The sequence below is a fragment of the Burkholderia sp. BCC0397 genome, from assembly GCF_902832865.1.
Taxonomy (GTDB): Bacteria; Pseudomonadota; Gammaproteobacteria; order Burkholderiales; family Burkholderiaceae; genus Burkholderia.
Genome location: NZ_CADFDL010000007.1, coordinates 328,589 through 352,886 on the forward strand (window position 1 = coordinate 328,589; position 24,298 = coordinate 352,886).

Genomic DNA, 24,298 nt, shown 5'->3' on the forward strand with positions numbered 1-24,298 from the left:
AGAAAAAAGCCGTTGGCGTTTGCGCGCCAACGGCTTTTTGTCTGACAGACGACGTTCGATCAGTCGACGATCCGCATCGAATAGTCCGTCGCCCGCACGTCCTTCGTCAGCGCGCCGATCGAGATGCGATCGACGCCCGTCTCCGCGAACGCGCGCACCGTATCTAAATTGACGCCGCCCGATACTTCGAGCACGGCCTTGCCATCCGCCACGCGCACCGCTTCGCGCATCATGTCGAGCGTGAAGTTATCGAGCAGCACCGACTGCGCGCGATGCGCGAGCGCCGTGTCGAGCTGCGCGAGCGTCTCGACCTCGACCTGCACGGGCACGCCCGACTCCAGCGCGAACGCCGCATCGAGCGCCTCGCCGACACCGCCTGCCGCCGCGATGTGGTTCTCCTTGATCAGGATGCCGTCGTACAGCGCGAGACGCTGGTTCTCGCCGCCGCCCACGCGCACGGCGTACTTCTGCGCGAGCCGCAGCCCCGGCAGCGTCTTGCGCGTATCGAGGATCTTCGCGCGCGTGCCTTCGACGCGATCGACGTAACGGCGCGTCGCGGTCGCGACGCCCGACAGCAGCTGCAGGAAGTTGAGCCCGTTGCGCTCGGCCGTCAGCAGCGCGCGCGCCGGCCCTTCGAGTTCGCACACGGTCGAATCGGCCGTCATCCGGTCGCCTTCGCGATAGCGCCATTGCACGACGATCGACGGATCGATCCGCGCGATCACGGCCTCGAACCACGGCACGCCGCACAGCACGGCTTCCTCGCGCACGATGATCCGCGCGCGGCGGCGCTCGCCGGCCGGCACGAGCCGCCCGGTCTGGTCGCCGGTGCCGACGTCTTCGGCGATCGCATCGGCCACGTTGCGCGCGATCGCTTCGTCGAATGCCGCGCCGTATTGGGCGCGGACGCTGTCGAACAGCGGGGATACGGCGTTGCTCATGCAGGCCCCACGTTCGCAAACAGTTGCTGGTCGCGCTGCAAGTCGCCGCTCGCCTGCACGCGCTTCTTGTGCGCAGCCGCGAATTCGAGCATCCGGTCGATCGGCAAACGCGCGCGCTCGCCGATCGCGGGATCGACGAAGATCTCGTTGTGACCGCGTTCGAGCACGTCGGCGAGGTTCGCGAGGCCGTTCATCGCCATCCACGGGCAGTGCGCGCAGCTCTTGCAGGTCGCGCTGTTGCCGGCCGTCGGCGCCGCGATGAAGGTCTTGCCGGGCGCGGCAAGCTGCATCTTGTGCAGGATGCCGAGATCGGTCGCGACGATGAAGCGCTTCGCGTCGAACTTGACGGCCGCGTCGATCAGTTGCGTGGTCGAGCCGACGACATCGGCCTGCGCCACGACGTTTTCCGGCGACTCCGGATGGACGAGCACCTTCGCGTCCGGATATTCGGCGCGCAGCAGGTCGAGCTCGATACCTTTGAACTCGTCGTGAACGAGACACGAGCCCTGCCACAGCAGCATGTCCGCGCCGGTTTTCTTCTGGATATAGCTGCCCAGATGGCGGTCCGGCGCCCAGATGATCTTTTCGCCGCGCGCGTGCAGATCGGCCACGATCTCGAGGCCGATCGACGACGTGACCATCCAGTCCGCGCGCGCCTTCACGGCCGCGCTCGTGTTCGCGTAGACGACGACGGTACGGTCCGGATGCGCATCGCAGAATGCCGAGAATTCGTCGACGGGGCAGCCGAGGTCGAGCGAACAGGTCGCGTCGAGATCGGGCATCAGGATCCGTTTGTTCGGGCTGAGGATCTTCGCGGTTTCGCCCATGAAGCGCACACCGGCGACGACCAGCGTCTGCGCGTCATGATCACGGCCGAAGCGGGCCATTTCGAGCGAATCGGCCACGCAGCCGCCCGTTTCGTCGGCCAGTTCCTGCAGTTCGGCATCCACGTAGTAGTGGGCGACGAGCACGGCCTTTTCACGGGCGAGCAACGCCTTGATGCGTGCCTTCAGCGCAGCGCGCTCCTCGGCGGACGGCGCCTCGGGCACCTTGGCCCATGCCTGTCCCACGCCGCACACGGTCCCTGCTGCGGCGGGCCGGTCGTACTCGACGGGTTTGATCGTCGATTGCATCTCCATATCTCCTGTCGATCAGAGTTAGCGCTTTAGCGCTTACTCTGATCCCATGCTTCGCGGTCGATCAGCGTTAGTGCTTCAACACTACTCCGATCCCATCCTCTTCGCTCGCCCCGGGGCACCGTTGCGCCGCCGCCCCAAGCCTCACACAAATTCCGGCCCTGCCGATCGCGTCCCGCAAAAACCGGCGGCCCAAATGAAAAAACCCCGCCAACGCGGGGTTTGTGACGTCCTGAGATTCTAATCGATTTCGAATCAGGCGTAGCGACGCAGGCGCGTCGCGAATTCCTGCAGCGCCTTGATGCCGCTTTGTTCTGCGCGATGGCACCAATCCTGCAATTGCGCGAGAAGCTGTTCGCGCGACGCGGTCGAACGATCCCAGATCGCGGCGAGATCCTGGCGCAGCTGGAAGTACGTATGCAGCTTCTGGCTGTTCGCGAAGATTTCCGGCAGCAGCTTCTTCTGCGGCTCGTCGAGGCCGTCGGCGTCCTTGTGGAACCACTTGCGCGCGCCGCGCATCAGCTGGTACTTCTCGCTCGAACCGAGTTCCTTCAGGTGCGCGAGCTCCTGGCGGTACGCACGCTTCACGGCCTTGCCGTAGCGCGCCATCACCTCGTAGCGGTTCGACAGCACGGCCTGCAGCGTTTCCTGGTCGAGCACCGTCTTCGGCTTGTTCAGGCGCGGCGTCGGCGCGACCTTCTTCACCTTCGCGAGACCGAATGCCGACATGATGCGGATGTACATCCAGCCGATGTCGAACTCGTACCACTTGTTCGACAGCTTCGCCGACGTCGCGAACGTGTGGTGGTTGTTGTGCAGCTCTTCGCCGCCGATCACGATGCCCCACGGGAACAGGTTCGTGCTCGCGTCGGCCGAGTTGAAGTTGCGATAGCCCCAGAAGTGACCGAAGCCGTTCACGACGCCGGCCGCCCAGAACGGGATCCACACCATCTGCACGGCCCACACGGTCAGGCCGAGCACGCCGAACAGCGCGACGTCGATCACCATCATCATGCTGATGCCGAGGATCGGGTACTTCGAGTAGAGATTGCGCTCGAGCCAGTCGTTCGGCGTGCCGTGACTGAACTTGCGCATCGTCTCTTCATTCTTCGCTTCCGCGCGGTACAGCTCCGCGCCCTCGAGGAACACCTTCCAGATGCCGCGCGTCTGCGGGCTGTGCGGATCTTCCTCGGTTTCACACTTCGCGTGGTGCTTGCGATGGATCGCGGCCCACTGGCCGGTCAGCATCCCGGTGGTCATCCACAGCCAGAAGCGGAAAAAATGGCTCGCGATCGGATGCAGCTCCAGCGCGCGGTGCGCCTGGCAGCGGTGCAGGTAGACCGTCACGCCGATGATCGTGACGTGCGTGACGGCGAGCGCGAACAGCGCGACCTGCCACCACGAAAAACGCAGGAGCCCGTGGGAAAGAAAATCGAGCAGGGAATTCAACAAGGCAGTTACCCGTGATGAGAGCGACGCCGGCTCACGCCCGCGTCAGAAAAATGAAAGCATACCGCGTGTAGACCAGAATTTTACTTCAACCGTTCCAAGTCTTTGTAAAAAATGAACATTTTCTTGCCCTGACGCAATCCGCGCGGTCCACGGGCGGACTGGGAAAGGCCCGCGATCCGGTTTCGACCGTGGAATCGGTACGATTGACCGCGCGCGCCCGCTACGCCGCCGGCGTATGCCCGTCCAGCGCACCGTTGGGGGCCGCCGGATCGAGCCCGGCCGCCACGCTCGCCGCGGGAAAGCCGTCCGGCAATCCGACCACGCGCACTTCGCGCTGCGGAAACGGAATCGAGATCCCGTGCTCGCTGAACAGCCGCCAGATGTTGCGGTTCACGGCCGAGCGCACACCCGACGTGCCTTTCGCCGAATCCTCGATCCAGAAGCCGAGCTCCAGGTCGATCCCGTCCGCGCCGAAACTCACGAGGTACGGGGTCGGCGCCGGCTCGTCCAGCACGCGCGGCACGTCCTTCGCGGCGTCGGCGAGCAACGCGAGCGCCTGCTCGACGTCGCTCGTGTACGCGACCTGCACCGCGACCTTCGCATAGCCGCGCGTCAGGTACGACGACTGGTTCTGCACGACGTCGGTGATCAGCTTCTCGTTCGGGATCAGCGTCTCGTTGCCGTCGAGGCCGCGCACGACCGTGTAGCGCGTGCGGATCTGCGTGACGACGCCCTGCAGCCCGCCGACGCTGATCGCATCGCCGAGCCGCAGCGAGCGGTCGAGCAGGATGATGAAGCCCGACACGTAGTTGCTCGCGATCTTCTGCAGCCCGAAACCGAGGCCGACGCCCACCGCGCCGCCGAACACGCCGAGCACCGTCACGTCGATACCGACGAGCGACAGCCCGATCAGGATCGCCGCGAACACGAGCAGCGCGCGGCCGACCCGCGACAGCACGACCTTCAGGTTCGCGTCGAGCGTGCTCGCGCGCGACAGGCGATCCTCGAGCACCGAGCCGAGCCACATCGCGACCATCAGCGTCACGCACACCCACAGCGCGCCGGAGATCACCGACAGCAGCGTGAGATGCGCCGTCGCGACCCGGAACTGCACGCTGTCGAGCCAGCCGAGCACGTCGCGCTGGATACCGAGCACGGTCATCACCATCGCGGCCCACACGACGGTCGACACGATCTTCTCGACGATCGACAGCCATGCGTGCGTGTGGCCGTCGCGCGCGAACACGCGCCGCGCGAAGAAGAACAGCACGTAGATCAGCCCGATGCCGAACAGCGGCACGAGCGCGAGCGCCAGCAGCGACGTCGACATGAACGGGTCGAACGCGAGCTCCGCGCCGCCGACGAACACGCTGCCGAACAGCGGAAACAGCGCACGCTTCAGGCTTTGCGCGCCCGCGCCGGGCGCGCGTCCGGCCGCCCGCCGCCGCGCATCGATCCGGCCGTGCACGAAGCGCGCGGCCACCCACGCGAAACCCAGCGCGCCGACCAGGATCGCCGCCTGCCAGATCATCACCGGCTGGTGGAAATCGCGAATCACCGATGCCAGCCGGTGCGACAGCAGGCGGCTCTGCAGGTTCTCCATCGTCCGTCCGGGCAGCCGTTACTGCGCGGCGCGGCGTTCGAGCACCGCGGCGAAGAAGCCGTCGGTCGCGTGACGGTGCGGCCACAGCGACAGATAGTCGCCCGTCTCGAGCTCGATGCGCTGGTCGGCCAGCACCTGCTGCGCCGGCACCAGCACGAACTCGGGATGATCGGCCAGGAACTGTTCGACGATGCGCTCGTTCTCGGCGTCGAGCACGCTGCAGGTCGCGTAGATGAGCCGGCCGCCCTTCTTCACGAGCCGCGCGGCGCTCGCGAGGATCGACGCCTGCTTCGGCGCGAGCTCGTCGATCGCCGTGCGCGTCTGGCGCCACTTCAGGTCCGGATTGCGGCGCAGCGTGCCGAGGCCGCTGCACGGCGCATCGACCAGCACGCGGTCGATCTTGCCGGCGAGCCGCTTGATCTTCGCGTCGTGCTCGCTGTCGATCAGCACCGGGTTCACGTTCGACAGCCCGCTGCGCGCGAGGCGCGGCTTCAGCTTCGCGAGACGCTTCTCCGAGATGTCGAACGCATAGAGGCGCCCGGTCGAGCGCATCATCGCGCCGAGCGCGAGCGTCTTGCCGCCCGCGCCCGCGCAGAAATCGACGACCATCTCGCCGCGCCGCGGCGCGACCAGCGAGCACAGCAGCTGGCTGCCTTCGTCCTGCACCTCGATCGCGCCTTCCTCGAACAGCTTCAGGCGCGTCAGCGCCGGCTTGCCGACCACGCGCACGCCGAACGGCGCGAACGGCGTCGCGCCCGCATCGATGCCGCTCACGCGCAGCGCTTCGATCACCTGGTCGCGGGTCGCCTTCTGCGCGTTGGCACGCAGGTCGAGCGGCGCCGGGTAGTTCAGCGCGGCGGCGAGCTGCGCGAGCTCGTCGGCGTCGAAACGGGCCGACAGCGCCTGGTGAATCCAGTCGGGCAGGTTCGTGCGAATGCGCACGGGCAGGCTCGCCGGATCGATCTTCGACACGTGTTCGAGCCACGCGGACTCGGTGTCGGACAGGAACGGCTTCAGCGCATTGCGACCGACCGTCTGCATCAGGCCGAGCAGCGTGAGGCGCCGCGCGGGCGTGCCCGTGCCGCTCTCGGCCAGATGCGAAAACTCCATCTTCCGGCGCAGCACCGCGAACACGGCCTCGGCGATCACGCCGCGCTCCGCATGCCCGAGCTTCGGGTGCGCGCGGAAGAACCGGCTCGTGGTTGCATCGGCGGGGCCGGCGAACTTCAGCACCTCGGCCAGCAAAGTCTCGGTCTGGCCGATCAGGAATCCGTGCAGCTTCATACGCCCTCACTCGTTTCGGTATGCGGTTGATCCGCGAAAATCCAGCGCGCCTCTTCGGGCGCCACCACTGCACGGCCGTTCTCGAGGCGCAGGCGCTCCTCGACGAACCAGCGCACCGCGCGCGGATACAGCACGTGCTCGACCGTCAGCACACGCTGCGCGAGCGCGGCCGCGTCGTCGCCGGCGCGCACGGGCACCGCGCCCTGCGCGACGATCGCGCCGCTGTCGAGCTCGGGAATGACGAAATGCACGCTCGCGCCATGCAGCGCGACGCCGGCATCCAGCGCCTGCTGGTGCGTGTGGATGCCCTTGAAGCTCGGCAGCAGCGACGGATGGATGTTCAGCAGCCGGCCCTCGTATCGTCTGACGAATGTGGGCGTGAGGATGCGCATGAAGCCGGCGAGGACCACGAGATCGGGCGAGAAACGGTCGATCTCGGCGGCGAGCGCCGCGTCGAAGCTGTCGCGGCCGTCGAACGACCGGTGGTCGACCACCGCCGTCGCCACCCCGTGCGACGCGGCAAAAGCCAGCCCGGCCGCATCGGGCCGGTTGGCGATCACGGCGGCAATCTGGGCCGGCCAGCGTTCCTGCGCGCACGCGCGGACGATGGCCTCCATGTTGCTGCCGCGACCGGAAATCAGGATCACGAGTTTTTTCATCCGCGAATTTTACCATTCGCCCTCGCGTTTCCCGCCTTCTCGGCCGTCGGCCCGCCCGAACGTTTATAATCTTCTGCTTTGCGGCATCCCACCGCCCATTCCCCCGACGCTGCATCCGCTATCGTGAAAGTCTTCCGCGGCCTGCCCAACGCCGAGAGCCGCGCCCCGTGCGCGCTGACGATCGGCAACTTCGACGGTGTCCATCGCGGCCACCAGGCCCTGCTCGCGCGCGTGCGCGCGGCAGCGGACGCGCGCGGCCTTCCCGTGTGCGTGATGACGTTCGAGCCGCACCCGCGCGAATTCTTCAATCCGGCCGGCGCGCCGCCGCGCATCGCGATGCTGCGCGACAAGCTGGAAGCGCTGCGCGACCACGGGGTCGACCGCGTCGTCGTCGAGCACTTCAACCACACCTTCGCGAGCCAGTCGCCGCAGGCGTTCGTCGAACGCACGCTGGTGAACGGGTTGCACACGCGCTGGATGATGGTCGGTGACGACTTCTGCTACGGCGCGAAGCGCGCGGGCACCTTCGATACGCTGAAGGCGGCCGGCGAGCTGCATGGCTTCGAGGTCGAGCAGATGGGCACGGTGGCCGGCAGCGACGGCACGCGCATTTCCAGCTCCGGCGTGCGCACGGCGCTCGCCGCGGGCGATCTCGACGCGGCCGCGCAGGCGCTCGGCCACGGCTACGCGATCAGCGGCCACGTCGCGCACGGGCTGAAGCTCGGCCGCGACCTCGGCTTCCCGACGCTGAACCTGCCGATCGCGCACAAGCGCCCGGCGCTCGCGGGTATCTTCGTCGTGCAGGTGCACGGCCTCGGCCCCGAGCCGCTGCCGGGCGTCGCGAGCCTCGGGCTGCGCCCGACCGTCGACGATTCGGGCCGCGTACTGCTCGAAGTCCACCTGCTCGACTGGCACGGCGATGCGTACGGCAAGCTGATCCGTGTCGAATTCCTGAAGAAGCTGCGCGACGAAGCGAAATTCGACGATCTCGAGGCGCTGTCGCGTGCCATTGCGCTGGACGTCGCGAATGCGCGCGCGTACTTCATCGAGCGCGACCGTGCGCCGGGCAGCCGCGCGACCGGCTTCTCGACGTCGGCGACCGACCGAATTAGCTGATCCGGACGGCGGCGCCTCGCGCCGCACCCCTCGCGCCGCCCTCTCGCGCGCATCCCCGATTCACGACGCCCGAGCGTCCCCGATTTAGATAGCGATCCCATCATGAGCAACAAGAAAGCCGATTCGAAACCGCAGGCCAAGTATCCGGTCAACCTGCTCGACACGCCGTTCCCGATGCGCGGCGACCTGCCCAAGCGCGAGCCGCAGTGGGTCAAGGAGTGGGAAGAGCGCGGCATCTACGAGAAGATCCGCGCGGCCAGCCAGGGCCGCCCGAAGTTCATCCTGCACGACGGCCCGCCGTATGCGAACGGCGACATCCATCTCGGCCACGCGGTCAACAAGATCCTGAAGGACATCGTCGTCAAGTCGCGCAACATGGCCGGCTTCGATGCGCCGTACGTGCCGGGCTGGGATTGCCACGGGATGCCGATCGAGATCCAGATCGAGAAGCAGTTCGGCAAGTCGCTGCCGGCGGCCGAAGTGATGAGCAAGGCGCGCGCGTACGCGACCGAGCAGATCGAGAAGCAGAAGGTCGGCTTCAAGCGCCTGGGCGTGCTCGGCGACTGGGCCAACCCGTACAAGACGATGAACTTCGTGAACGAGGCGGAAGAAATCCGCGCGCTCGGCAAGATCATCGAGAAGGGCTACGTGTATCGCGGGCTGAAGCCGGTGAACTGGTGCTTCGACTGCGGCTCGGCGCTCGCGGAAGCGGAAGTCGAGTATAAGGACCGCACCGATCCGACGATCGACGTGATGTTCGCGTTCGCGGAACCGGAAAAGACCGCGCAGGCGTTCGGCCTGCCGGCGCTGCCGCGCGCCGAGGGCGGCATCGTGATCTGGACCACCACGCCGTGGACGATTCCCGCCAACCAGGCGCTGAACCTCCATCCGGAAATCGTCTACGCGCTGGTCGACACCGAGCGCGGGCTGCTGATCATTGCCGAAGAACGCGTCGAAGCCTGCATGACCGACTTCAAGCTGACGGGCCGCGTCGTCGCGACCGCGCCCGGCGTGAAGCTCGCGAACCTGCGCTTCCACCACCCGCTCGCGTCGGCCCACCCCGGCTACAAGCGCACCGCGCCCGTCTACCTCGGCGACTACGTGACGACCGACACCGGTACCGGCGTCGTGCACTCGTCGCCCGCGTACGGCATCGAGGACTTCCAGTCGTGCAAGGCGCACGGGATGACCGACTCGGACATCATCAACCCGGTGATGGGCGACGGCCGCTATATCGAATCGCTGCCGCTGTTCGGCGGCCTGTCGATCTGGGACGCAAACCCGAAGGTCGTCGACGCGCTGAACGCGGCCGGCTCGCTGCTGCGCAGCGAGCACTACAAGCACAGCTACATGCACTGCTGGCGTCACAAGACGGCGATCATCTACCGCGCGACGTCGCAGTGGTTCGCCGGCATGGACGTGACGCCGCGCGACGGCGGCAAGACGCTGCGCGAAACCGCGCTAGAAGGCATCGACGCCACCGCGTTCTACCCGTCGTGGGGCAAGCAGCGCCTGTTCAGCATGATCGCGAACCGTCCCGACTGGACGCTGTCGCGCCAGCGCCAGTGGGGCGTGCCGATGGCGTTCTTCGTGCACAAGGAAACCGGCGAGCTGCACCCGCGCACGCTCGAGCTGCTCGAGGAAGTCGCGAAGCGCGTCGAGCAGTCGGGCATCGAGGCGTGGCAATCGCTCGACCCGCGCGAGCTGATCGGCGACGACGCGAACCTGTACGAAAGGAACCGCGACACGCTCGACGTGTGGTTCGATTCGGGCACGACGCACTGGCACGTGCTGCGCGGCTCGCACAAGGATCAGCTGCAGTTCCCGGCCGACCTGTACCTCGAAGGCTCGGACCAGCATCGCGGCTGGTTCCACTCGTCGCTGCTGACGGCATCGATGATCGACGGCCGCGCGCCGTACAAGGGCCTGCTCACGCACGGATTCACGGTCGACGGCGAAGGCCGCAAGATGAGCAAGTCGCTCGGCAACGGCATCGATCCGCATGAAGTCGCGAACCGCCTCGGCGCGGAAATCATCCGCCTGTGGATCGCGTCGACCGACTACTCGGGCGAGCTCGCGATCTCCGAGGAAATCCTGAAGCGCGTGACGGAAGGCTATCGCCGTATCCGCAACACGCTACGCTTCCTGCTCGCGAACCTGTCGGATTTCGACTTCGCGCAGCACGCGGTGCCGGTCGACGAATGGCTCGAGATCGACCGCTATGCGGTCGCGTTCTCGCAGCAACTGCAGACGGAACTGCTCGGCCACTACGAGAAGTACGAATTCCACCCGGTCGTCGCGAAGCTGCAGACGTACTGCTCGGAAGACCTCGGCGGCTTCTACCTCGACGTGCTGAAGGATCGCCTGTACACGAGCGCCGCCGATTCGCGCGCGCGCCGCTCCGCGCAGACCGCGCTGTACCACCTGACGCACGGCCTGCTGCGCGTGCTCGCGCCGTTCCTGTCGTTCACGGCGGAAGAAGCGTGGAAGGTGTTCCAGCCGGCGAGCGACACGATCTTCACGGAAACCTACTATGCGTATCCGGACGTCGCCGGCTCGGCCGCGCTGATCGAGAAGTGGGCGCTGCTGCGCGACGTACGCGGCAACGTGACGAAGGCGCTCGAGGAAGCGCGCACCGCAAACCGCATCGGTTCGTCGCTGCAGGCCGAGGTGGCCGTGCATGCGAGCGGCGCGCGCTACGACGCGCTGACGAGCCTCGGCGACGACCTGAAGTTCGTGCTGATCACGTCGGCCGCGACGGTCGTCAAGGTCGACGACGAAGCACAGGAAAGCGTCGACGTGGCCGCGTCGAAGTACCAGAAGTGCGAGCGCTGCTGGCACTACCGCGAAGATGTCGGCGCGCACGCCGAGCATCCGACGCTGTGCGGCCGCTGCTTCTCGAACCTGTTTGAAAACGGCGAAATCCGGAGCGCTGCGTAACCATGGCGAAGACCCTGTCGAAACCGGCCAGCGGCGCGCTCGCGCCCTGGCTCGGCATTTCGCTGATCGTGATCCTGTTCGACCAGCTGTCGAAGATCGCGATCCTGAAAACGTTCGCGTACGGCGCGCAGCATGCGCTGACGTCGTTCTTCAACCTTGTGCTGGTGTACAACCGCGGCGCCGCGTTCGGCTTCCTGTCGACCGCCGGCGGCTGGCAGCGCTGGGCGTTCACCGCGCTCGGCATCGGCGCGACGCTCGTGATCTGCTTCCTGCTGAAGCGCCACGGCCAGCAGCGGCTGTTCAGCCTGTCGCTCGCGCTGATCCTCGGCGGCGCGCTCGGCAACGTGATCGACCGGCTCGTCTACGGTCACGTGATCGACTTCCTCGATTTCCACCTCGGCGCGTGGCACTTCCCGGCGTTCAACCTCGCCGATTCCGCGATCACGATCGGCGCGGTGCTGCTGATCTACGACGAGTTGCGGCGCGTGCGCGGCTCGCGCTGAGCGCGCATACTCCGTGTCGACGGCCGGCTTCGCGCCGGCCGTTCCGTTTGACCCCAGGAGGCCTGAGTTGGCACACGCAGAACTCGCAGGAAAACACCTCGTTCTCGGCCTGACGGGCGGCATCGCCTGCTACAAGATCGCCGAACTCACGCGGCTGCTCGTGAAGGCCGGCGCGACCGTGCAGGTCGCGATGACCGACGCCGCCACCCAGTTCATCACGCCCGTGACGATGCAGGCGCTGTCGGGCCGGCCCGTCTATACGAGCCAGTGGGACGCGCGCGTCGACAACAACATGGCGCATATCGACCTGTCGCGCGAAGCCGACGCGATCGTGATCGCGCCCGCGTCGACGGATTTCCTCGCGAAGCTCGCGCACGGGTTCGCCGACGATCTGCTGTCGACGCTGTGCGTCGCGCGCGACTGTCCGCTGCTCGTCGTGCCCGCGATGAACCGCCAGATGTGGCAGAACCCGGCCACGCAACGCAATGCCGCACAACTGCGCGCGGACGGCGTGTCGGTGCTCGGCCCCGATTCGGGTGCGCAGGCCTGCGGCGAAGTCGGCGACGGCCGCATGCTCGAGCCCGAGGCGATCTATGAAGCGATCGTCGCGCATTTCGCGCCGAAGGTGCTCGCGCACCGCCGCGTGCTGATCACCGCCGGGCCGACGTTCGAGCCGCTCGACCCGGTGCGCGGCCTGACGAACCGCTCGAGCGGCAAGATGGGCTTCGCGCTCGCGCGCGCCGCGCAACAGGCCGGCGCCGACGTGCATCTCGTCGCCGGGCCGGTCGCGCTCGACACGCCGTGGGGCGTGTACCGCCAGGACGTGCAGACCGCGCAGCAGATGTACGACGCGGTGATGCATGCGGTCGCCGATGCCGACATCTTCATCGCGGTGGCCGCGGTCGCCGACTGGCGCGTCGACCAGCCGGCCGAGCACAAGATCAAGAAGACGGCCGACCGCAAGATGCCGACGCTCGCGTTCGTCGAGAACCCCGACATCCTCGCGTCGGTCGCGGCGCTGCCCGATGCGCCGTTCTGCGTCGGCTTCGCGGCCGAAAGCGGCGACCTCGACGTGCATGGCGACGAGAAGCGCAAGCGCAAGAACGTGCCGCTGCTCGTCGGCAACCTCGGCCCGCTGACGTTCGGCCGCGACGACAACGAAGTCGTGCTGTTCGAGGCCGCCGGCGTCACGCGCCTGCCGCGTGCCCCGAAGGACGAACTCGCGCATGCGCTCGTCGCGGAAATCGCGAAGCGCCTGCCCGACAACCGCCTGATCTGATTTCCCGCGCGGCGGCGCTTGCCGCCGCGCCCTTCCCGACCGATTCGACGACCGCATGAAACTCGACCTGAAGATTCTCGACGCGCGCATGCGCGACTACCTGCCCGCCTACGCGACCACCGGCAGCGCCGGCCTCGACCTGCGCGCGTGCCTCGACGCACCGGTCACGCTGCAGCCGGGCGAAACCACGCTCGTGCCGACGGGCCTCGCGATCCACCTCGCCGATCCCGGTTATGCGGCGCTGATCCTGCCGCGCTCGGGCCTCGGCCACAAGCACGGGATCGTGCTCGGCAACCTCGTCGGCCTGATCGACTCCGACTACCAGGGCCAGTTGATGGTCTCGACGTGGAACCGCGGTCAGACCGAGTTCGTGCTGAACCCGTTCGAACGTCTCGCGCAGCTCGTGATCGTGCCGGTCGTGCAGGTGCAGTTCAACATCGTCGACGAATTCACCGAGAGCGATCGCGGCGCGGGCGGCTTCGGCAGCACCGGCCGCCACTGAGCCACGCAGCACGAAAAAAGGGGCGGTTGAAAAACGGCCCCTTTTCTTTTTCCCGCGCCGTCACTTGCCGGCCGGTTGCGCGATCCGCGCGGGCGCCGGCTCACGACGCCGCGCCTGCGCGATGCTCGCATAGACGACCATCGCGACCAGCACGCCGAGCAGCACGGCCGACGAGCCGACCGTGCCGAGTGCGAGTCCGCCCTTCGCGACCGGCTTCGTCAGCAGGTCGCCGACCGTCGCGCCGAACGGACGCGTGAGCACGAACGCGGCCCAGAACAGCAGCACGCCGGAGATTCGCGTGAAGTAGTGCGCGAGCACGATCACCGCCAGCAGCCCGCCGATCAGCAGCGCGCCGCCGCCGAAGCCGAGGCCCGAGCTGTCGGCGAGGAAGTCGCCGAGCGCGGTGCCGAGCGTGTTCGAGAACAGGATCGCGATCCAGTACAGCAGCTCGACCTTGCGCGTGCGGATCAGGTCGACCGACAGCGATTCGCCGCTGAGGCGCCAGACCGCGAAGATCGCCAGCAGGATCGCGACCAGAATCGACGAGCCGGCCGCATAGCCGAGGCCGAGCGTGCGATCCATGAAATCGGACATCGTCGTGCCGGCCGTGCTCGTCGCGACGATCACGGCCCAGTAGATCGCCGGGCGATAGCGCGTCGTCCTGAGCTGGGCGCCCAGCGTGACGAGAAAGAAACCGAACAGCAGGATCGAACTCACCGCGTAGCCGACGTTCAGCGTCATCGACAGCAGGTCGCCGCCCGTTTCGCCGAGCGTCGTCGCGCAGATCTTCGTGATCCAGAACGCGAGCGTGATTTCGGGAAGTTTGTTCATTCGAACCCCTTTTTGCAGGAGAGGGCGCGCCGGTACGGACCGCGCGCCTTGCAGACAGGATCGAATGTAGTCGCCGCTCGCTTAACGGAACCTTAGCGAGTGTGACGAACGGCGTGGGCGGCCACGCCGGCGCGGTCAGCGCGCATGTTGGTGCCGGTAATGCAGCGCATAGGCGAGCGTCAGCAGCACGACGAATACGACGCCGACCACCATCGTCATCCGGAATTCGCGCGTGAAAGCGGTCGTCAGCAGGATTGCGGCCACGAGCCCCGCGCCGAGCAGGCTGCCGAACGGGTGCCCCCACATCCGGAACGCGAGCGCGGGGCCACGATACTGCGAACGGAACCGCAGGTGGGTGACGAAGATCATCAGCCACGTGAACAGCGCGCCGAACATCGCGATCGCCATCATCACCGTGAATGCGGTGTCGGGCGCGAGCGCGACCAGCACGGCCGCGACCGCAACGCCGCTCGTCGAGATCCACAGCGCCGCGCGCGGCACGCCGTTCGCGCCGAGCCGGCCGAACACCGCGGGCGCGAGGCGCGCGCGCGACAGGCTGAACATCATCCGCGTCGTCACGTACAGCTGGCTGTTCATCGCCGACAGCGCCGCGATCAGCAGCACGAAGTTGATCACGCCCGCCGCGTACGGCACGTGCGTCGCGGCCATCACCTTCACGAACGGGCTTTCGTCGGTGCCGGCCTGCGTCCACGGCACGATCGCGAGCATCAGCGCGAGCGTCAGCAGGTAGAACAGCACGAGCCGGAACACGGTCGAGCGGAATGCGCGTGTGACCGCGTGCTGCGGATCGCGCGCCTCGCCGGCCGCGATCGCGACGGCTTCGATGCTCATGTAGCTGAAGATCGCGACGATCACCGCGACCCACGTCCCCCACGGCCCCTTCGGCATGAAACCGCCGTGCGCGGTGTAGTTCGCGAAACCGATGCCCGATGCGGCCGGCGCCGACCAGACGAGATAGGCGCCGAGCAGGATGAACACGACGATCGCCGCGATCTTCAGCAGCGAAAACGCGTATTCGACCGTCCCGTACAGCGTGACGCTCGCGAGGTTCACCGCGATCAGCAGCGCGGAGAAGCCGATCACCCAGTACCAGCCGGGCACGGCCGGGAACCAGTACTTCATGAACACGGCGATCGCGCTGATTTCGGTGCCGATCGCGAACACGACCGCGAACCAGTACGCATAACGCACGAGAAAACCCGCGAGCGGGCCGACGTAATGCTCGGCATAGGCGCCGAACGAGCCGGCCGTCGGATGCGCGACGGTCATTTCCGCGAGCGCGCCCATCAGCAGCAGCGCGATCAGCGCGCCGATCGCATACGAAACCAGCACGCTCGGGCCGGCGAGCCCGATCGCGAACCCGCTGCCGAGGAACAGCCCCGTGCCGATCGCGCCGCCGATCGCGATCATCGCCATCTGCCCCGACGTCAGCGCGTGGCGCAACCCTTGTTCGCGCGCGACGATATCGTCGAACGACCGTTGTTGTTGTGTCACTGCGTTACCACTCCCCTGCACCACCATCGCGCCGCCGGCGCCGGATAAAACGAAACGGCGCGGAGAACTTCCCGCGCCGTTCGCATGAACCACGAATTATCGCTTACTCGACTTCGACCGTCTCTTCGTTCGGCTTGTGCGGCGGGTTCGCCAGCTTGTCGAACGACAACTGCACCTTGTCGCTTTCGTCGACGTCGACCGTCACGTGGCCGCCGTTGAGCAGCTTGCCGAACAGCAGCTCGTCGGCCAGCGCGCGCCGGATCGTGTCCTGGATCAGCCGCTGCATCGGCCGCGCACCCATCAGCGGGTCGAAGCCGTGCTTCGCGAGATGCTTGCGCAACGCATCGGTGAACAGTGCGTCGACCTTCTTCTCGTGCAGTTGTTCCTCGAGCTGGATCAGGAACTTGTCGACCACGCGCATGATGATTTCCTCATCGAGCGAGCGGAAGCTGATGATCGCATCCAGGCGGTTGCGGAACTCCGGCGTGAACAGACGCTTGATGTCGGTCATCTCGTCGCCGGTTTCTCGGCGCGTCGTGAAGCCGATCGTCGCCTTCTGCATCGACTCGGCGCCCGCGTTCGTCGTCATGATGATGATGACGTTGCGGAAATCCGCCTTGCGGCCGTTGTTGTCCGTCAGCGTGCCGTGGTCCATCACCTGCAGCAGCACGTTGAAGATGTCCGGATGCGCCTTCTCGATTTCGTCGAGCAGCAGCACGCAATGCGGCTTCTTCGTGACGGCTTCGGTCAAGAGGCCGCCCTGGTCGAACCCGACGTAGCCCGGCGGCGCGCCGATCAGCCGGCTCACCGCGTGACGCTCCATGTATTCCGACATGTCGAAGCGGATCAGCTCGATGCCGAGCGTGAACGCGAGCTGGCGCGCCACTTCGGTCTTGCCGACGCCCGTCGGGCCGGAGAACAGGAACGCGCCGATCGGCTTGTCCATCTTGCCGAGGCCCGCGCGCGCCATCTTGATCGAGGCCGCGAGCGCGTCGATCGCCGGATCCTGGCCGAACACGACGCTCTTCAGGTCGCGATCGAGCGTCTGCAGCTTGCTGCGATCGTCCTGCGACACGCTCTGCGGCGGCACGCGCGCGATCTTCGAGATGATTTCCTCGATCTCGCCCTTGCCGATCGTCTTCTTCTGCTTCGACTTCGGCAGGATGCGCTGCGCGGCGCCCGCCTCGTCGATCACGTCGATCGCCTTGTCCGGCAGGTGCCGGTCGGTGATGAAGCGCGCCGACAGCTCGGCCGCGGCCGACAGTGCGCCCGACGAATACTTGACGCCGTGGTGCTCCTCGAAGCGCGACTTCAGCCCGCGCAGGATCGCGACCGTCTGCTCGACGCTCGGCTCCGTCACGTCGACCTTCTGGAAGCGCCGCGACAGCGCCGCATCCTTCTCGAAGATGCCGCGATATTCGGTGAAGGTGGTCGCGCCGATGCACTTGAGCGTGCCCGACGACAGCGCCGGCTTCAGCAGGTTCGACGCATCGAGCGTGCCGCCCGACGCGGCGCCCGCGCCGATCAGCGTATGGATTTCGTCGATGAACAGGATCGCGTGCGGGCGCTCCTTCAGTTCCTTCAGCACCGTCTTCAGACGCTGCTCGAAATCGCCGCGATACTTGGTGCCTGCCAGCAGCGCGCCCATGTCGAGCGAGTACACCTGCGCGTTCGCGAGGATGTCCGGCACTTCGCCGCGCGTGATCCGATACGCGAGCCCTTCCGCGATCGCGGTCTTGCCGACGCCGGCTTCGCCGACGAGCAGCGGGTTGTTCTTGCGCCGGCGGCACAGCACCTGCACGACGCGCTCGACCTCGGGCTCGCGACCGATCAGCGGATCAATGCGGCCGTCCTTCGCCATCTGGTTCAGGTTCTGCGTGAACTGCGCGAGCGGCGTTTCCTTCTGCGCATTCGCGTCTTCGCTTTCCGCGTTCGCGTCGGTCGACTTCGCGGCTTCGCCGCCGTTCGTCTTCGCGATGCCGTGCGAAATGAAGTTCACCACGTCGAGGCGCGTGACGCCCTGCTGCTGCAGGTAGTACACGGCGTGCGAATCCTTCTCGCCGAAGATCGCGACCAGCACGTTCGCGCCGGTCACTTCCTTCTTGCCGTTCGACGTCGACTGGACGTGCATGATCGCGCGCTGGATCACGCGCTGGAAACCGAGCGTCGGCTGGGTATCGACATCGTCGGTGCCCGGGACGGTCGGTGTGTTGTCGTGGATGAAATTGCGCAGGTTCTGACGCAGGTCCTCGATGTTTGCCGCGCACGCGCGCAACACCTCGGCCGCCGTCGGATTATCCAGCAGGGCCAGCAGCAGATGCTCGACCGTAATGAACTCATGGCGCGCCTGGCGTGCTTCCATGAACGCCATGTGCAGGCTGACTTCCAATTCCTGGGCAATCATGCTTCCTCCATCACGCACTGCAGCGGATGCCCTGCCTGCCGCGCATGGGTAACGACTTGCTCAACCTTGGTCGACGCGATGTCCCGCGTATAGACCCCACATACCCCTCGCCCTTCGCGATGGACCTTCAGCATGATCTGCGTGGCCGTCTCGCGATCCTTCTTGAAATACTCCTGGACCACCATCACGACGAACTCCATCGGCGTGAAGTCGTCGTTCAGCAGCACCACCTTGTACATCGAAGGCGGCTTGAGCTTCTGCTGCTTGCGTTCCAGGACGGTACTGTCCTGCTTGTCCGGGATAATCGCCATACACCCATTCTAAACAACTCGGACAGGCCCGCAATCCTGCCATTACCCGACCGACCGGCCGGCGCCCTCCCCGGTATCCCGGAACACGCGATCGTCCTCGCGCCATACGAAAGCCGGCTGCGGTGCCGGCTTTCACGCATGGCGCGGAACACGAACCGTCAGGGGGAATCGCACCGGAACGTCGTGTCCGCATCCAGTATCCCACAAGCCGGGACGACTCGAACGCGTGTCACTCGAGCCTGGTATATGAGCCGATTATGCGGCTTTTCAAGCCCCCGCGCTTGGCCGCATGCTGCAAAGCAAAGCCGGAAAAACCCTGAAAATGGGTTCTTTACAACGACCCTCTAAACGTCGAAAAATTCCACTTGACACTCCAATAAAGAGCGCCAACAATCAAGCTGGCACTTTTTTCAATTTGCCGATTGGCGAAACGAAAGAGGCCGAGGTGAGCTTGTGAGGGGGGAACGACTGTATTTTCAGTCGTTTAGCTTTTCGAGCGTGCTCGTGGTAAGTAGCAGCGACTGTGTGACAGGGGAAGTAGGAAAATGGCAACTGGTATCGTTAAGTGGTTCAACGACGCGAAGGGCTTCGGTTTCATCACTCCCGACGAGGGCGGTGAGGATCTGTTTGCGCACTTCTCGGCTATCACCATGAATGGCTTCAAGACGCTGAAGGAAGGCCAGAAGGTGAGCTTTGACGTCGTTCAAGGACCGAAGGGCAAGCAAGCGTCGAACATCCAGGCCGCATAAAGGCATCGGATATCGGACGAAGAAACCCGGCGCACAGCGCCGGGTTTCTTTTTTTGAGGCCGGCCAATCGATAATCGATTGGCCGGCCTTTTCGTTCAATCCCGATAATTGAACGCATATTGTCTCGTCATGCATGCAGATCGGATATCGAATCCGCACGTGAAACACATTCGCGGCTTCGTTACACGACCTTCAGCGTACCCATCATGCCGAGATCCTCGTGTTCGAGAATGTGGCAGTGAAACATGCGCTCGCCGGGCATGTCTTGCGTGACGAGAATCGATACGGTTTCACCGCTGCGCACGTTCACGGTATCGCGCCACGCGCGGAACGGTTCGCTCGTGCGCGAACCGGCCGACGCCCGCTCGATCACCTGGAACTGCGTGCCGTGCAGATGGAACGGGTGGTCCATGTCCGTCGAATTGCGGATTTCCCAGCGCTCGACGTCGCCGCGGCGGCTCGTCAGCGTCGCGCGGTGCGGCGCGTAGGTGTCGCCGTTGATCGTGAAGCGCATGCCCGCCGGGCGGCCGTGCGCCCCGCCCTTCATCATCGCGTCCATGTCCATTTCCTCGCCGAACGCGACCGTCTTGTGCGCCACCGGTTCGCCCAGCGGCGGCACCGCGCGCAGCGTGGCAGGCCGCGCACGGGCCTCGGCGGGCGCAAACGCGACATCGGCGAGCGCCAGCGCCGGATCGGGCGGCAGGCTGCCGTGGCCGTCGTCGTGCGACATCGTCATCTTGCGGCGGTCGTACTCGGCCGCCTGCAGCACCGCGCGCGACGCACGGTCGCCGGCGCGCACCAGCAGCTCCGCGCGCTCGCCCGGCGCAATCAGCAGCGACGTCACGCGCCGCGGCGCGTCGAACAACCCGCCGTCGGTACCCGCGTGCTCGAACGCGCGGCCGTCATCGAACGCGATGCGCAGGTAACGTGCGCTGCACGCGTTCCAGACACGCCAGCGTTCGTCGCCCGCGACGTCGATGCGCGGCCGGCGCGCGCCGTTGACCAGCACGAATTGACCTTCACGGCCGTTCATCCAGTCCATCATGTCGTTCCGCGCAATCGTGCCGTCGCGCGCAAGCTTCAGGTCCGACACGAACAGGTGGCGCTCGGGCCAGCCGGCAAGCGGATCGTCCGCGGCGCGCACGACGAACGGGCCGGCCAGCCCGCGGAACACCTGCTCGGCGGTCATCATGTGCGGATGCGGGTGGTACCAGTAAGTGCCGGCGCTGCCCTTCGGCAGCGTGAAGCGATACACGCGCGACGCGCCGGGCGCGACGGGATCGGACGGGTTGCCGTCCTGGTCGGGCGGCACGGGCAGGCCGTGCCAGTGGATCGTCGACGGCTGCGGCAGCTTGTTCACGAACCGGATCTCGACCGTATCGCCCTCGCGCACGTCGATCAGCGGGCCGACAACCGGCCCCTGTGTGCCCGCGCCGAACTGCCAGAATGGGGTCGGCTTCGCACCGCGCAGCAGCGGTCGCGCCACCGGTTGAGCAACCAGCGTGGCCCGGAACGTACCGGGCTCACGGCTTTCGTTGGCCAGCGTGCGCAACGTCGCGAGCGGCGCGCCGGCCGGCAGTGCGTCGGTGGCCGCGAGCGCGACCGGCGCGGGCGTGCCGTGCTGCGCGTGCGCCGCCATCCCTGACATACCCGACATGCCCGGCATGTCGTCCATTGAATCCATGCCGGCCATGCCCGCGTGACCGGCATGCTGCGCCCACGCAGTGCGCGCGAACAGCGACGCGGTCGCGGCGCCGATGGCGCGCGACAGGAAGGTTCTCCGTCTCATCAATCGATCCTCGTTATTCATGCGGCGCCGCGCGACAGCCGCGGCGGTCGCGTCATCATAACCGCAGGGCCGGATCGAGAAACGCTGCCTGACGGGCGGCGATACGCCGCAGCAAGCGGCGTTACCGCGGCGGATTCGGCGCCATGACCGGCATCGCCGAGCGGCGCTTCGGCAGCGACTGCCGTTCACCTATCGCCCCTTTGCGCCTTCCGTTCGCCCCTTGCGTTCGCACCCGCTGCATCGATGATCCGCAAATCCGCCGATTTTTCACGATGCGGAACAAGTCACTGCGTTATAAAAATTCGTGGTGCAGGGCACAAATTTCCCGTTTCGCGATGCCGAAAAACGTTCCGCAATACAAAACGTCGCAAATAATTATCTGTTTTTAAAAGAGAATTTTTGTTTCGAGAAGCCGTTCTACATGCACCATGCGAGCAGGTCGCGGACGTAGACTTTGTTCCATGCACTGACGCTTCGCCACGGCGTTCGATACGGAACCCGGCGCAAGCAGCCAGTCGGGCCACAGCCGGCCGAGCCGGCAGGCGGCACAACAGAATCGCTCGTGATCAGAAAGGGAGAACGGAAATGAAGGGATTTCGCTTTGGTTCAGCGCTCGGGTCGTTCTACATCCTGCCGGCAAACGGCGGCTGGGAAGCGACGTTCGGCAACGCCCTGCTCGGCGCATTCTCGTGCCCCGAAGTGGCAGCCGACCACATTTCCCGCGGCGACTGCGAGCAACCGTCCGAACTGGACACGGCCACGCTCGAAGTGCCGGACGAAATCGCCGAATGGGAAATCGTCCACGTCTGAATGGCAAGCCTCCAACGACAAACGCCCCGGGCGACCGGGGCGTTTTTCTTGTGTGCCGGGCGGCGAACGGTTCAATCCGCCGCGCCGGTACATGCATCGGCTCGCGCGATAGCGCGGCCGGCGTCAGGCAACCGCGTCGACGATGCCGTTCAGCGTCGCGCTCGGGCGCATTGCCTGGCTCGTCAGCTCGACGTTCGGACGGTAGTAGCCGCCGATCGCCTGCGCGTTGCCTTGCGCGGCCGCCAGTTCTTCCAGGATGCGCGCTTCGCTGTCGGACAGCGCCTTCGCCACGCCTTCGAACTGCGCCTTCAGCGCGGCGTCCTCGGTCTGCTCTGCCAGCGCCTGCGCCCAGTACAGGCACAGGTAGAAATGGCTGCCGCGGTTGTCGAGGCCGCCGACCTTGCGCGCCGGCGACTTGTTCTCGTCCAGGAACTTGCCGGTCGCCTGGTCGAGCGTCTTCGCGAGCACGAGCGCCTTCGGGTTCTGGTACGCGTTGCCGAGATGTTCGAGCGACGCGGCCAGCGCGAGGAATTCGCCGAGCGAATCCCAGCGCAGGAAGCCTTCCTCGACGAACTGCTGCACGTGCTTCGGTGCCGAGCCGCCCGCACCCGTTTCGAACATCCCGCCGCCGGCCATCAGCGGCACGATCGACAGCATCTTCGCGCTGGTGCCGAGTTCCATGATCGGGAACAGGTCGGTCAGGTAGTCGCGCAGCACGTTGCCGGTGACCGAGATCGTATCCTTGCCCGCGCGGATGCGCTCGAGCGAGAAACGCGTGGCTTCGACCGGCGTCATGATGCGGATGTCGAGGCCGTTCGTGTCGTGATCCTTCAGGTAGCGTTCGACCTTCGCGATGATCTGCGCGTCGTGCGCACGTGCCGGATCGAGCCAGAACACGGCCGGGGCGCCGGTCGCGCGCGCGCGGTTGACCGCGAGCTTGACCCAATCCTGCACCGGTGCGTCCTTCGTCTGGCACATGCGCCAGATGTCGCCCGACTCGACCGCGTGCTCGAGCAGCACGTTGCCGGCTTCGTCGATGACGCGCACGACGCCGTCCGCCGGGATCTGGAACGTCTTGTCGTGCGAACCGTATTCCTCGGCCGCCTGCGCCATCAGGCCGACGTTCGGCACGCTGCCCATCGTGACCGGATCGAACGCGCCGTGCTGCTTGCAGTCCTCGATCACGGCCTGGTAGACGCCCGCGTAGCAGCGGTCCGGAATCACGGCCTTCGCGTCGTACAGTTGACCGTCCGGGCCCCACATGCCGCCCGAATCGCGGATCATCGCCGGCATCGACGCGTCGACGATCACGTCGCTCGGCACGTGCAGGTTCGTGATGCCCTTGTCCGAGTTGACCATCGCGAGGCGCGGGCGCACTGCGTATTCGGCCTTGACGTCGGCTTCGATCGCTTCGCGCGTGTCGGCCGGGAGGTCCTTCAGGCGCGCGTACAGGTCGCCGATCCCGTTGTTCGGGTTGAAGCCGGCCTTCGCCAGCACGTCCGCGTGCTTCGCGAGCGCGTCGCGGTAGAACACCGACACGAAGTGACCGAACAGGATCGGGTCCGAGACCTTCATCATGGTCGCCTTCAGGTGCACCGAGAACAGCACGTCCTGCGCCTTCGCGTCGGCGATCTGCGCTTCGATGAAGCTGCGCAGCGCGTTGCGGCTCATCACCGATGCGTCGATCACTTCACCGGCCTTCACGGCCGTCTTTTCCTTCAGCACCTTCTTCGCGCCGTCGGTCGTCGTGAGTTCGATCTTCACGCTGCCGGCCTCGGCGATCAGCGCCGACTTCTCGCTGCCGTAGAAGTCGCCTTCGGTCATGTGCGCGACGTGGGACTTCGACGTGGACTTCCATGCGCCCATCTTGTGCGGATGCTTGCGTGCGTAGTTCTTGACCGACAGCGGCGCGCGGCGGTCGGAGTTGCCTTCGCGCAGCACCGGGTTCACCGCGCTGCCCTTGATCTTGTCGTAGCGTGCCTTGACGGCCTTCTCTTCGTCCGTCGACGGATCTTCCGGATAGGCCGGCAGCGCGTAGCCCTGCGCCTGCAGTTCGGCGATCGCGGCCTTCAGCTGCGGCACCGATGCGCTGATGTTCGGCAGCTTGATGATGTTCGCTTCCGGCTTCAGCGTGAGCTGGCCCAGCTCGGCCAGATCGTCGGAACCCTTCTGCTCCGACGGCAGGACGTCTGCGAATGCCGCGATGATGCGGCCGGCGAGCGAGATGTCGCGCGTTTCGACGGCGACGCCGGACGAACGCGTGAAGGCCTTGACGATCGGCAGCAGCGAATAGGTCGCGAGCGCCGGCGCTTCGTCGGTGAGGGTGTAGATGATCTTGGGCGAAGTGGACATGGTGGTCAAAGCATTGCTACGTGATTGTTGAACTGAGGAGCGCCGGCGGTAACCGGCGGGGAGCGACCGGGTCGGTCGCGAAAGGGGCGCGCCGGCTCAGCCGGGCGGTGGTGTTGCGAGGG

General features: G+C 66.2%; 21 protein-coding genes. 9 read left to right on the forward strand and 12 right to left on the reverse strand.

The window, feature by feature from the left end; all coding sequences use genetic code 11:
* Positions 1 to 59 precede the first annotated feature (59 nt).
* The 6 genes from nadC to purN all read right to left on the reverse strand — a co-directional run bounded on the left by nadC (position 60) and on the right by purN (position 7,075).
* Positions 60 to 941, reverse strand: a complete 882-nt coding sequence (gene nadC, locus HWX03_RS22965; protein ID WP_175872770.1) for a carboxylating nicotinate-nucleotide diphosphorylase — start codon at positions 939 to 941, stop codon at positions 60 to 62.
* The gene (gene nadA, locus HWX03_RS22970; protein WP_175872771.1) at positions 938 to 2,074 is read right to left on the reverse strand and encodes a quinolinate synthase NadA; all 1,137 of its coding nucleotides are present in this window, start codon (positions 2,072 to 2,074) and stop codon (positions 938 to 940) included. Before nadA ends, nadC begins: the two co-directional genes overlap by 4 nt.
* 258 nt (positions 2,075 to 2,332) lie before the next feature.
* Positions 2,333 to 3,529 carry an acyl-CoA desaturase gene (locus tag HWX03_RS22975; protein WP_174432490.1) on the reverse strand — a complete coding sequence of 399 codons (1,197 nt, stop codon included), beginning with the start codon at positions 3,527 to 3,529 and terminating at the stop codon, positions 2,333 to 2,335.
* A gap of 220 nt (positions 3,530 to 3,749) precedes the next feature.
* Entirely contained in the window at positions 3,750 to 5,132 is a 1,383-nt protein-coding gene (locus HWX03_RS22980; protein WP_175872772.1) for a mechanosensitive ion channel domain-containing protein, read from the reverse strand.
* An 18-nt stretch (positions 5,133 to 5,150) separates the two neighbouring features.
* Positions 5,151 to 6,416 carry an RsmB/NOP family class I SAM-dependent RNA methyltransferase gene (locus HWX03_RS22985; RefSeq protein WP_175822139.1) on the reverse strand — a complete coding sequence of 422 codons (1,266 nt, stop codon included), beginning with the start codon at positions 6,414 to 6,416 and terminating at the stop codon, positions 5,151 to 5,153.
* Complete coding sequence (gene purN / locus HWX03_RS22990) at positions 6,413 to 7,075, reverse strand: phosphoribosylglycinamide formyltransferase (RefSeq protein WP_175822138.1); 663 nt, start codon at positions 7,073 to 7,075, stop codon at positions 6,413 to 6,415. The genes HWX03_RS22985 and purN overlap by 4 nt, the downstream gene beginning before the upstream one ends.
* 123 nt (positions 7,076 to 7,198) lie before the next feature.
* Between purN and HWX03_RS22995 the strand changes: the two genes are divergently transcribed.
* The 5 genes from HWX03_RS22995 (at position 7,199) to dut (ending at position 13,415) form a co-directional block, all read left to right on the forward strand.
* The gene (locus tag HWX03_RS22995; protein ID WP_175822137.1) at positions 7,199 to 8,191 is read left to right on the forward strand and encodes a bifunctional riboflavin kinase/FAD synthetase; all 993 of its coding nucleotides are present in this window, start codon (positions 7,199 to 7,201) and stop codon (positions 8,189 to 8,191) included.
* Between the two features lie 102 nt (positions 8,192 to 8,293).
* Complete coding sequence (ileS, locus tag HWX03_RS23000) at positions 8,294 to 11,131, forward strand: isoleucine--tRNA ligase (protein WP_175872773.1); 2,838 nt, start codon at positions 8,294 to 8,296, stop codon at positions 11,129 to 11,131.
* A 2-nt stretch (positions 11,132 to 11,133) separates the two neighbouring features.
* Positions 11,134 to 11,634, forward strand: a complete 501-nt coding sequence (gene lspA / locus HWX03_RS23005; RefSeq protein WP_174391104.1) for a signal peptidase II — start codon at positions 11,134 to 11,136, stop codon at positions 11,632 to 11,634.
* 67 nt (positions 11,635 to 11,701) lie between these two features.
* Entirely contained in the window at positions 11,702 to 12,913 is a 1,212-nt protein-coding gene (coaBC, locus tag HWX03_RS23010) for a bifunctional phosphopantothenoylcysteine decarboxylase/phosphopantothenate--cysteine ligase CoaBC (protein ID WP_175822135.1), read from the forward strand.
* Positions 12,914 to 12,968: 55 nt separating this feature from the next.
* Positions 12,969 to 13,415: a dUTP diphosphatase gene (gene dut / locus HWX03_RS23015; protein ID WP_175872774.1), complete on the forward strand. Its 447-nt coding sequence runs from the start codon at positions 12,969 to 12,971 to the stop codon at positions 13,413 to 13,415.
* A 60-nt stretch (positions 13,416 to 13,475) separates the two neighbouring features.
* Here the strand turns inward: dut and HWX03_RS23020 are convergent, their stop codons facing one another.
* From HWX03_RS23020 to clpS, 4 genes are all read right to left on the reverse strand, one after another.
* On the reverse strand, positions 13,476 to 14,246 hold the full coding sequence (locus tag HWX03_RS23020; protein ID WP_175872775.1) for a hypothetical protein: 771 nt from the start codon (positions 14,244 to 14,246) through the stop codon (positions 13,476 to 13,478).
* A gap of 135 nt (positions 14,247 to 14,381) precedes the next feature.
* The gene (locus HWX03_RS23025; RefSeq protein WP_175872776.1) at positions 14,382 to 15,761 is read right to left on the reverse strand and encodes an amino acid permease; all 1,380 of its coding nucleotides are present in this window, start codon (positions 15,759 to 15,761) and stop codon (positions 14,382 to 14,384) included.
* 103 nt (positions 15,762 to 15,864) lie between these two features.
* A complete protein-coding gene (gene clpA / locus HWX03_RS23030) occupies positions 15,865 to 18,165 on the reverse strand; it encodes an ATP-dependent Clp protease ATP-binding subunit ClpA (protein WP_175872777.1) in 2,301 nt (766 codons plus the stop codon).
* Positions 18,162 to 18,476: an ATP-dependent Clp protease adapter ClpS gene (clpS, locus tag HWX03_RS23035; RefSeq protein WP_006398529.1), complete on the reverse strand. Its 315-nt coding sequence runs from the start codon at positions 18,474 to 18,476 to the stop codon at positions 18,162 to 18,164. Before clpS ends, clpA begins: the two co-directional genes overlap by 4 nt.
* Before the next feature lie 289 nt (positions 18,477 to 18,765).
* Between clpS and HWX03_RS23040 the strand changes: the two genes are divergently transcribed.
* Entirely contained in the window at positions 18,766 to 18,933 is a 168-nt protein-coding gene (locus tag HWX03_RS23040; RefSeq protein ID WP_174432481.1) for a hypothetical protein, read from the forward strand.
* 88 nt (positions 18,934 to 19,021) lie between these two features.
* Positions 19,022 to 19,225 (forward strand): cold-shock protein, encoded by a 204-nt coding sequence (locus HWX03_RS23045; RefSeq protein ID WP_006478030.1) that lies wholly within the window; start codon positions 19,022 to 19,024, stop codon positions 19,223 to 19,225.
* 181 nt (positions 19,226 to 19,406) lie between these two features.
* Here HWX03_RS23045 and HWX03_RS23050 read toward each other — a convergent pair whose 3' ends face one another.
* A complete protein-coding gene (locus HWX03_RS23050; RefSeq protein ID WP_175872778.1) occupies positions 19,407 to 21,014 on the reverse strand; it encodes a multicopper oxidase family protein in 1,608 nt (535 codons plus the stop codon).
* Positions 21,015 to 21,157: 143 nt separating this feature from the next.
* Here HWX03_RS23050 and HWX03_RS23055 point away from each other — a divergent pair, with 143 nt between their 5' ends.
* Positions 21,158 to 21,403, forward strand: coding sequence for a hypothetical protein (locus HWX03_RS23055; RefSeq protein WP_175872779.1), 246 nt, complete (start codon positions 21,158 to 21,160; stop codon positions 21,401 to 21,403).
* Between the two features lie 196 nt (positions 21,404 to 21,599).
* Positions 21,600 to 21,824, forward strand: coding sequence for a hypothetical protein (locus tag HWX03_RS23060; RefSeq protein WP_175872780.1), 225 nt, complete (start codon positions 21,600 to 21,602; stop codon positions 21,822 to 21,824).
* A 123-nt stretch (positions 21,825 to 21,947) separates the two neighbouring features.
* Here the strand turns inward: HWX03_RS23060 and HWX03_RS23065 are convergent, their stop codons facing one another.
* Complete coding sequence (locus HWX03_RS23065) at positions 21,948 to 24,176, reverse strand: NADP-dependent isocitrate dehydrogenase (protein WP_175872781.1); 2,229 nt, start codon at positions 24,174 to 24,176, stop codon at positions 21,948 to 21,950.
* Between the last annotated feature and the right edge of the window lie 122 nt (positions 24,177 to 24,298).

Coding starts and splice junctions, on each gene's coding strand:
- HWX03_RS23055 (WP_175872779.1), top strand. CDS start 21,158: ATGACCGGCATCGCCGAGCGGCGCTTCGGCAGCGACTGCCGTTCACCT.
- purN (WP_175822138.1), bottom strand. CDS start 7,075: ATGAAAAAACTCGTGATCCTGATTTCCGGTCGCGGCAGCAACATGGAG.
- HWX03_RS23040 (WP_174432481.1), top strand. CDS start 18,766: ATGCTGCAAAGCAAAGCCGGAAAAACCCTGAAAATGGGTTCTTTACAA.
- HWX03_RS23050 (WP_175872778.1), bottom strand. CDS start 21,014: ATGAGACGGAGAACCTTCCTGTCGCGCGCCATCGGCGCCGCGACCGCG.
- nadA (WP_175872771.1), bottom strand. CDS start 2,074: ATGCAATCGACGATCAAACCCGTCGAGTACGACCGGCCCGCCGCAGCA.
- HWX03_RS23045 (WP_006478030.1), top strand. CDS start 19,022: ATGGCAACTGGTATCGTTAAGTGGTTCAACGACGCGAAGGGCTTCGGT.
- HWX03_RS22980 (WP_175872772.1), bottom strand. CDS start 5,132: ATGGAGAACCTGCAGAGCCGCCTGCTGTCGCACCGGCTGGCATCGGTG.
- HWX03_RS22985 (WP_175822139.1), bottom strand. CDS start 6,416: ATGAAGCTGCACGGATTCCTGATCGGCCAGACCGAGACTTTGCTGGCC.
- clpS (WP_006398529.1), bottom strand. CDS start 18,476: ATGGCGATTATCCCGGACAAGCAGGACAGTACCGTCCTGGAACGCAAG.
- ileS (WP_175872773.1), top strand. CDS start 8,294: ATGAGCAACAAGAAAGCCGATTCGAAACCGCAGGCCAAGTATCCGGTC.
- lspA (WP_174391104.1), top strand. CDS start 11,134: ATGGCGAAGACCCTGTCGAAACCGGCCAGCGGCGCGCTCGCGCCCTGG.
- HWX03_RS23060 (WP_175872780.1), top strand. CDS start 21,600: ATGAAGGGATTTCGCTTTGGTTCAGCGCTCGGGTCGTTCTACATCCTG.
- clpA (WP_175872777.1), bottom strand. CDS start 18,165: ATGATTGCCCAGGAATTGGAAGTCAGCCTGCACATGGCGTTCATGGAA.
- nadC (WP_175872770.1), bottom strand. CDS start 941: ATGAGCAACGCCGTATCCCCGCTGTTCGACAGCGTCCGCGCCCAATAC.
- dut (WP_175872774.1), top strand. CDS start 12,969: ATGAAACTCGACCTGAAGATTCTCGACGCGCGCATGCGCGACTACCTG.
- HWX03_RS23065 (WP_175872781.1), bottom strand. CDS start 24,176: ATGTCCACTTCGCCCAAGATCATCTACACCCTCACCGACGAAGCGCCG.
- HWX03_RS23020 (WP_175872775.1), bottom strand. CDS start 14,246: ATGAACAAACTTCCCGAAATCACGCTCGCGTTCTGGATCACGAAGATC.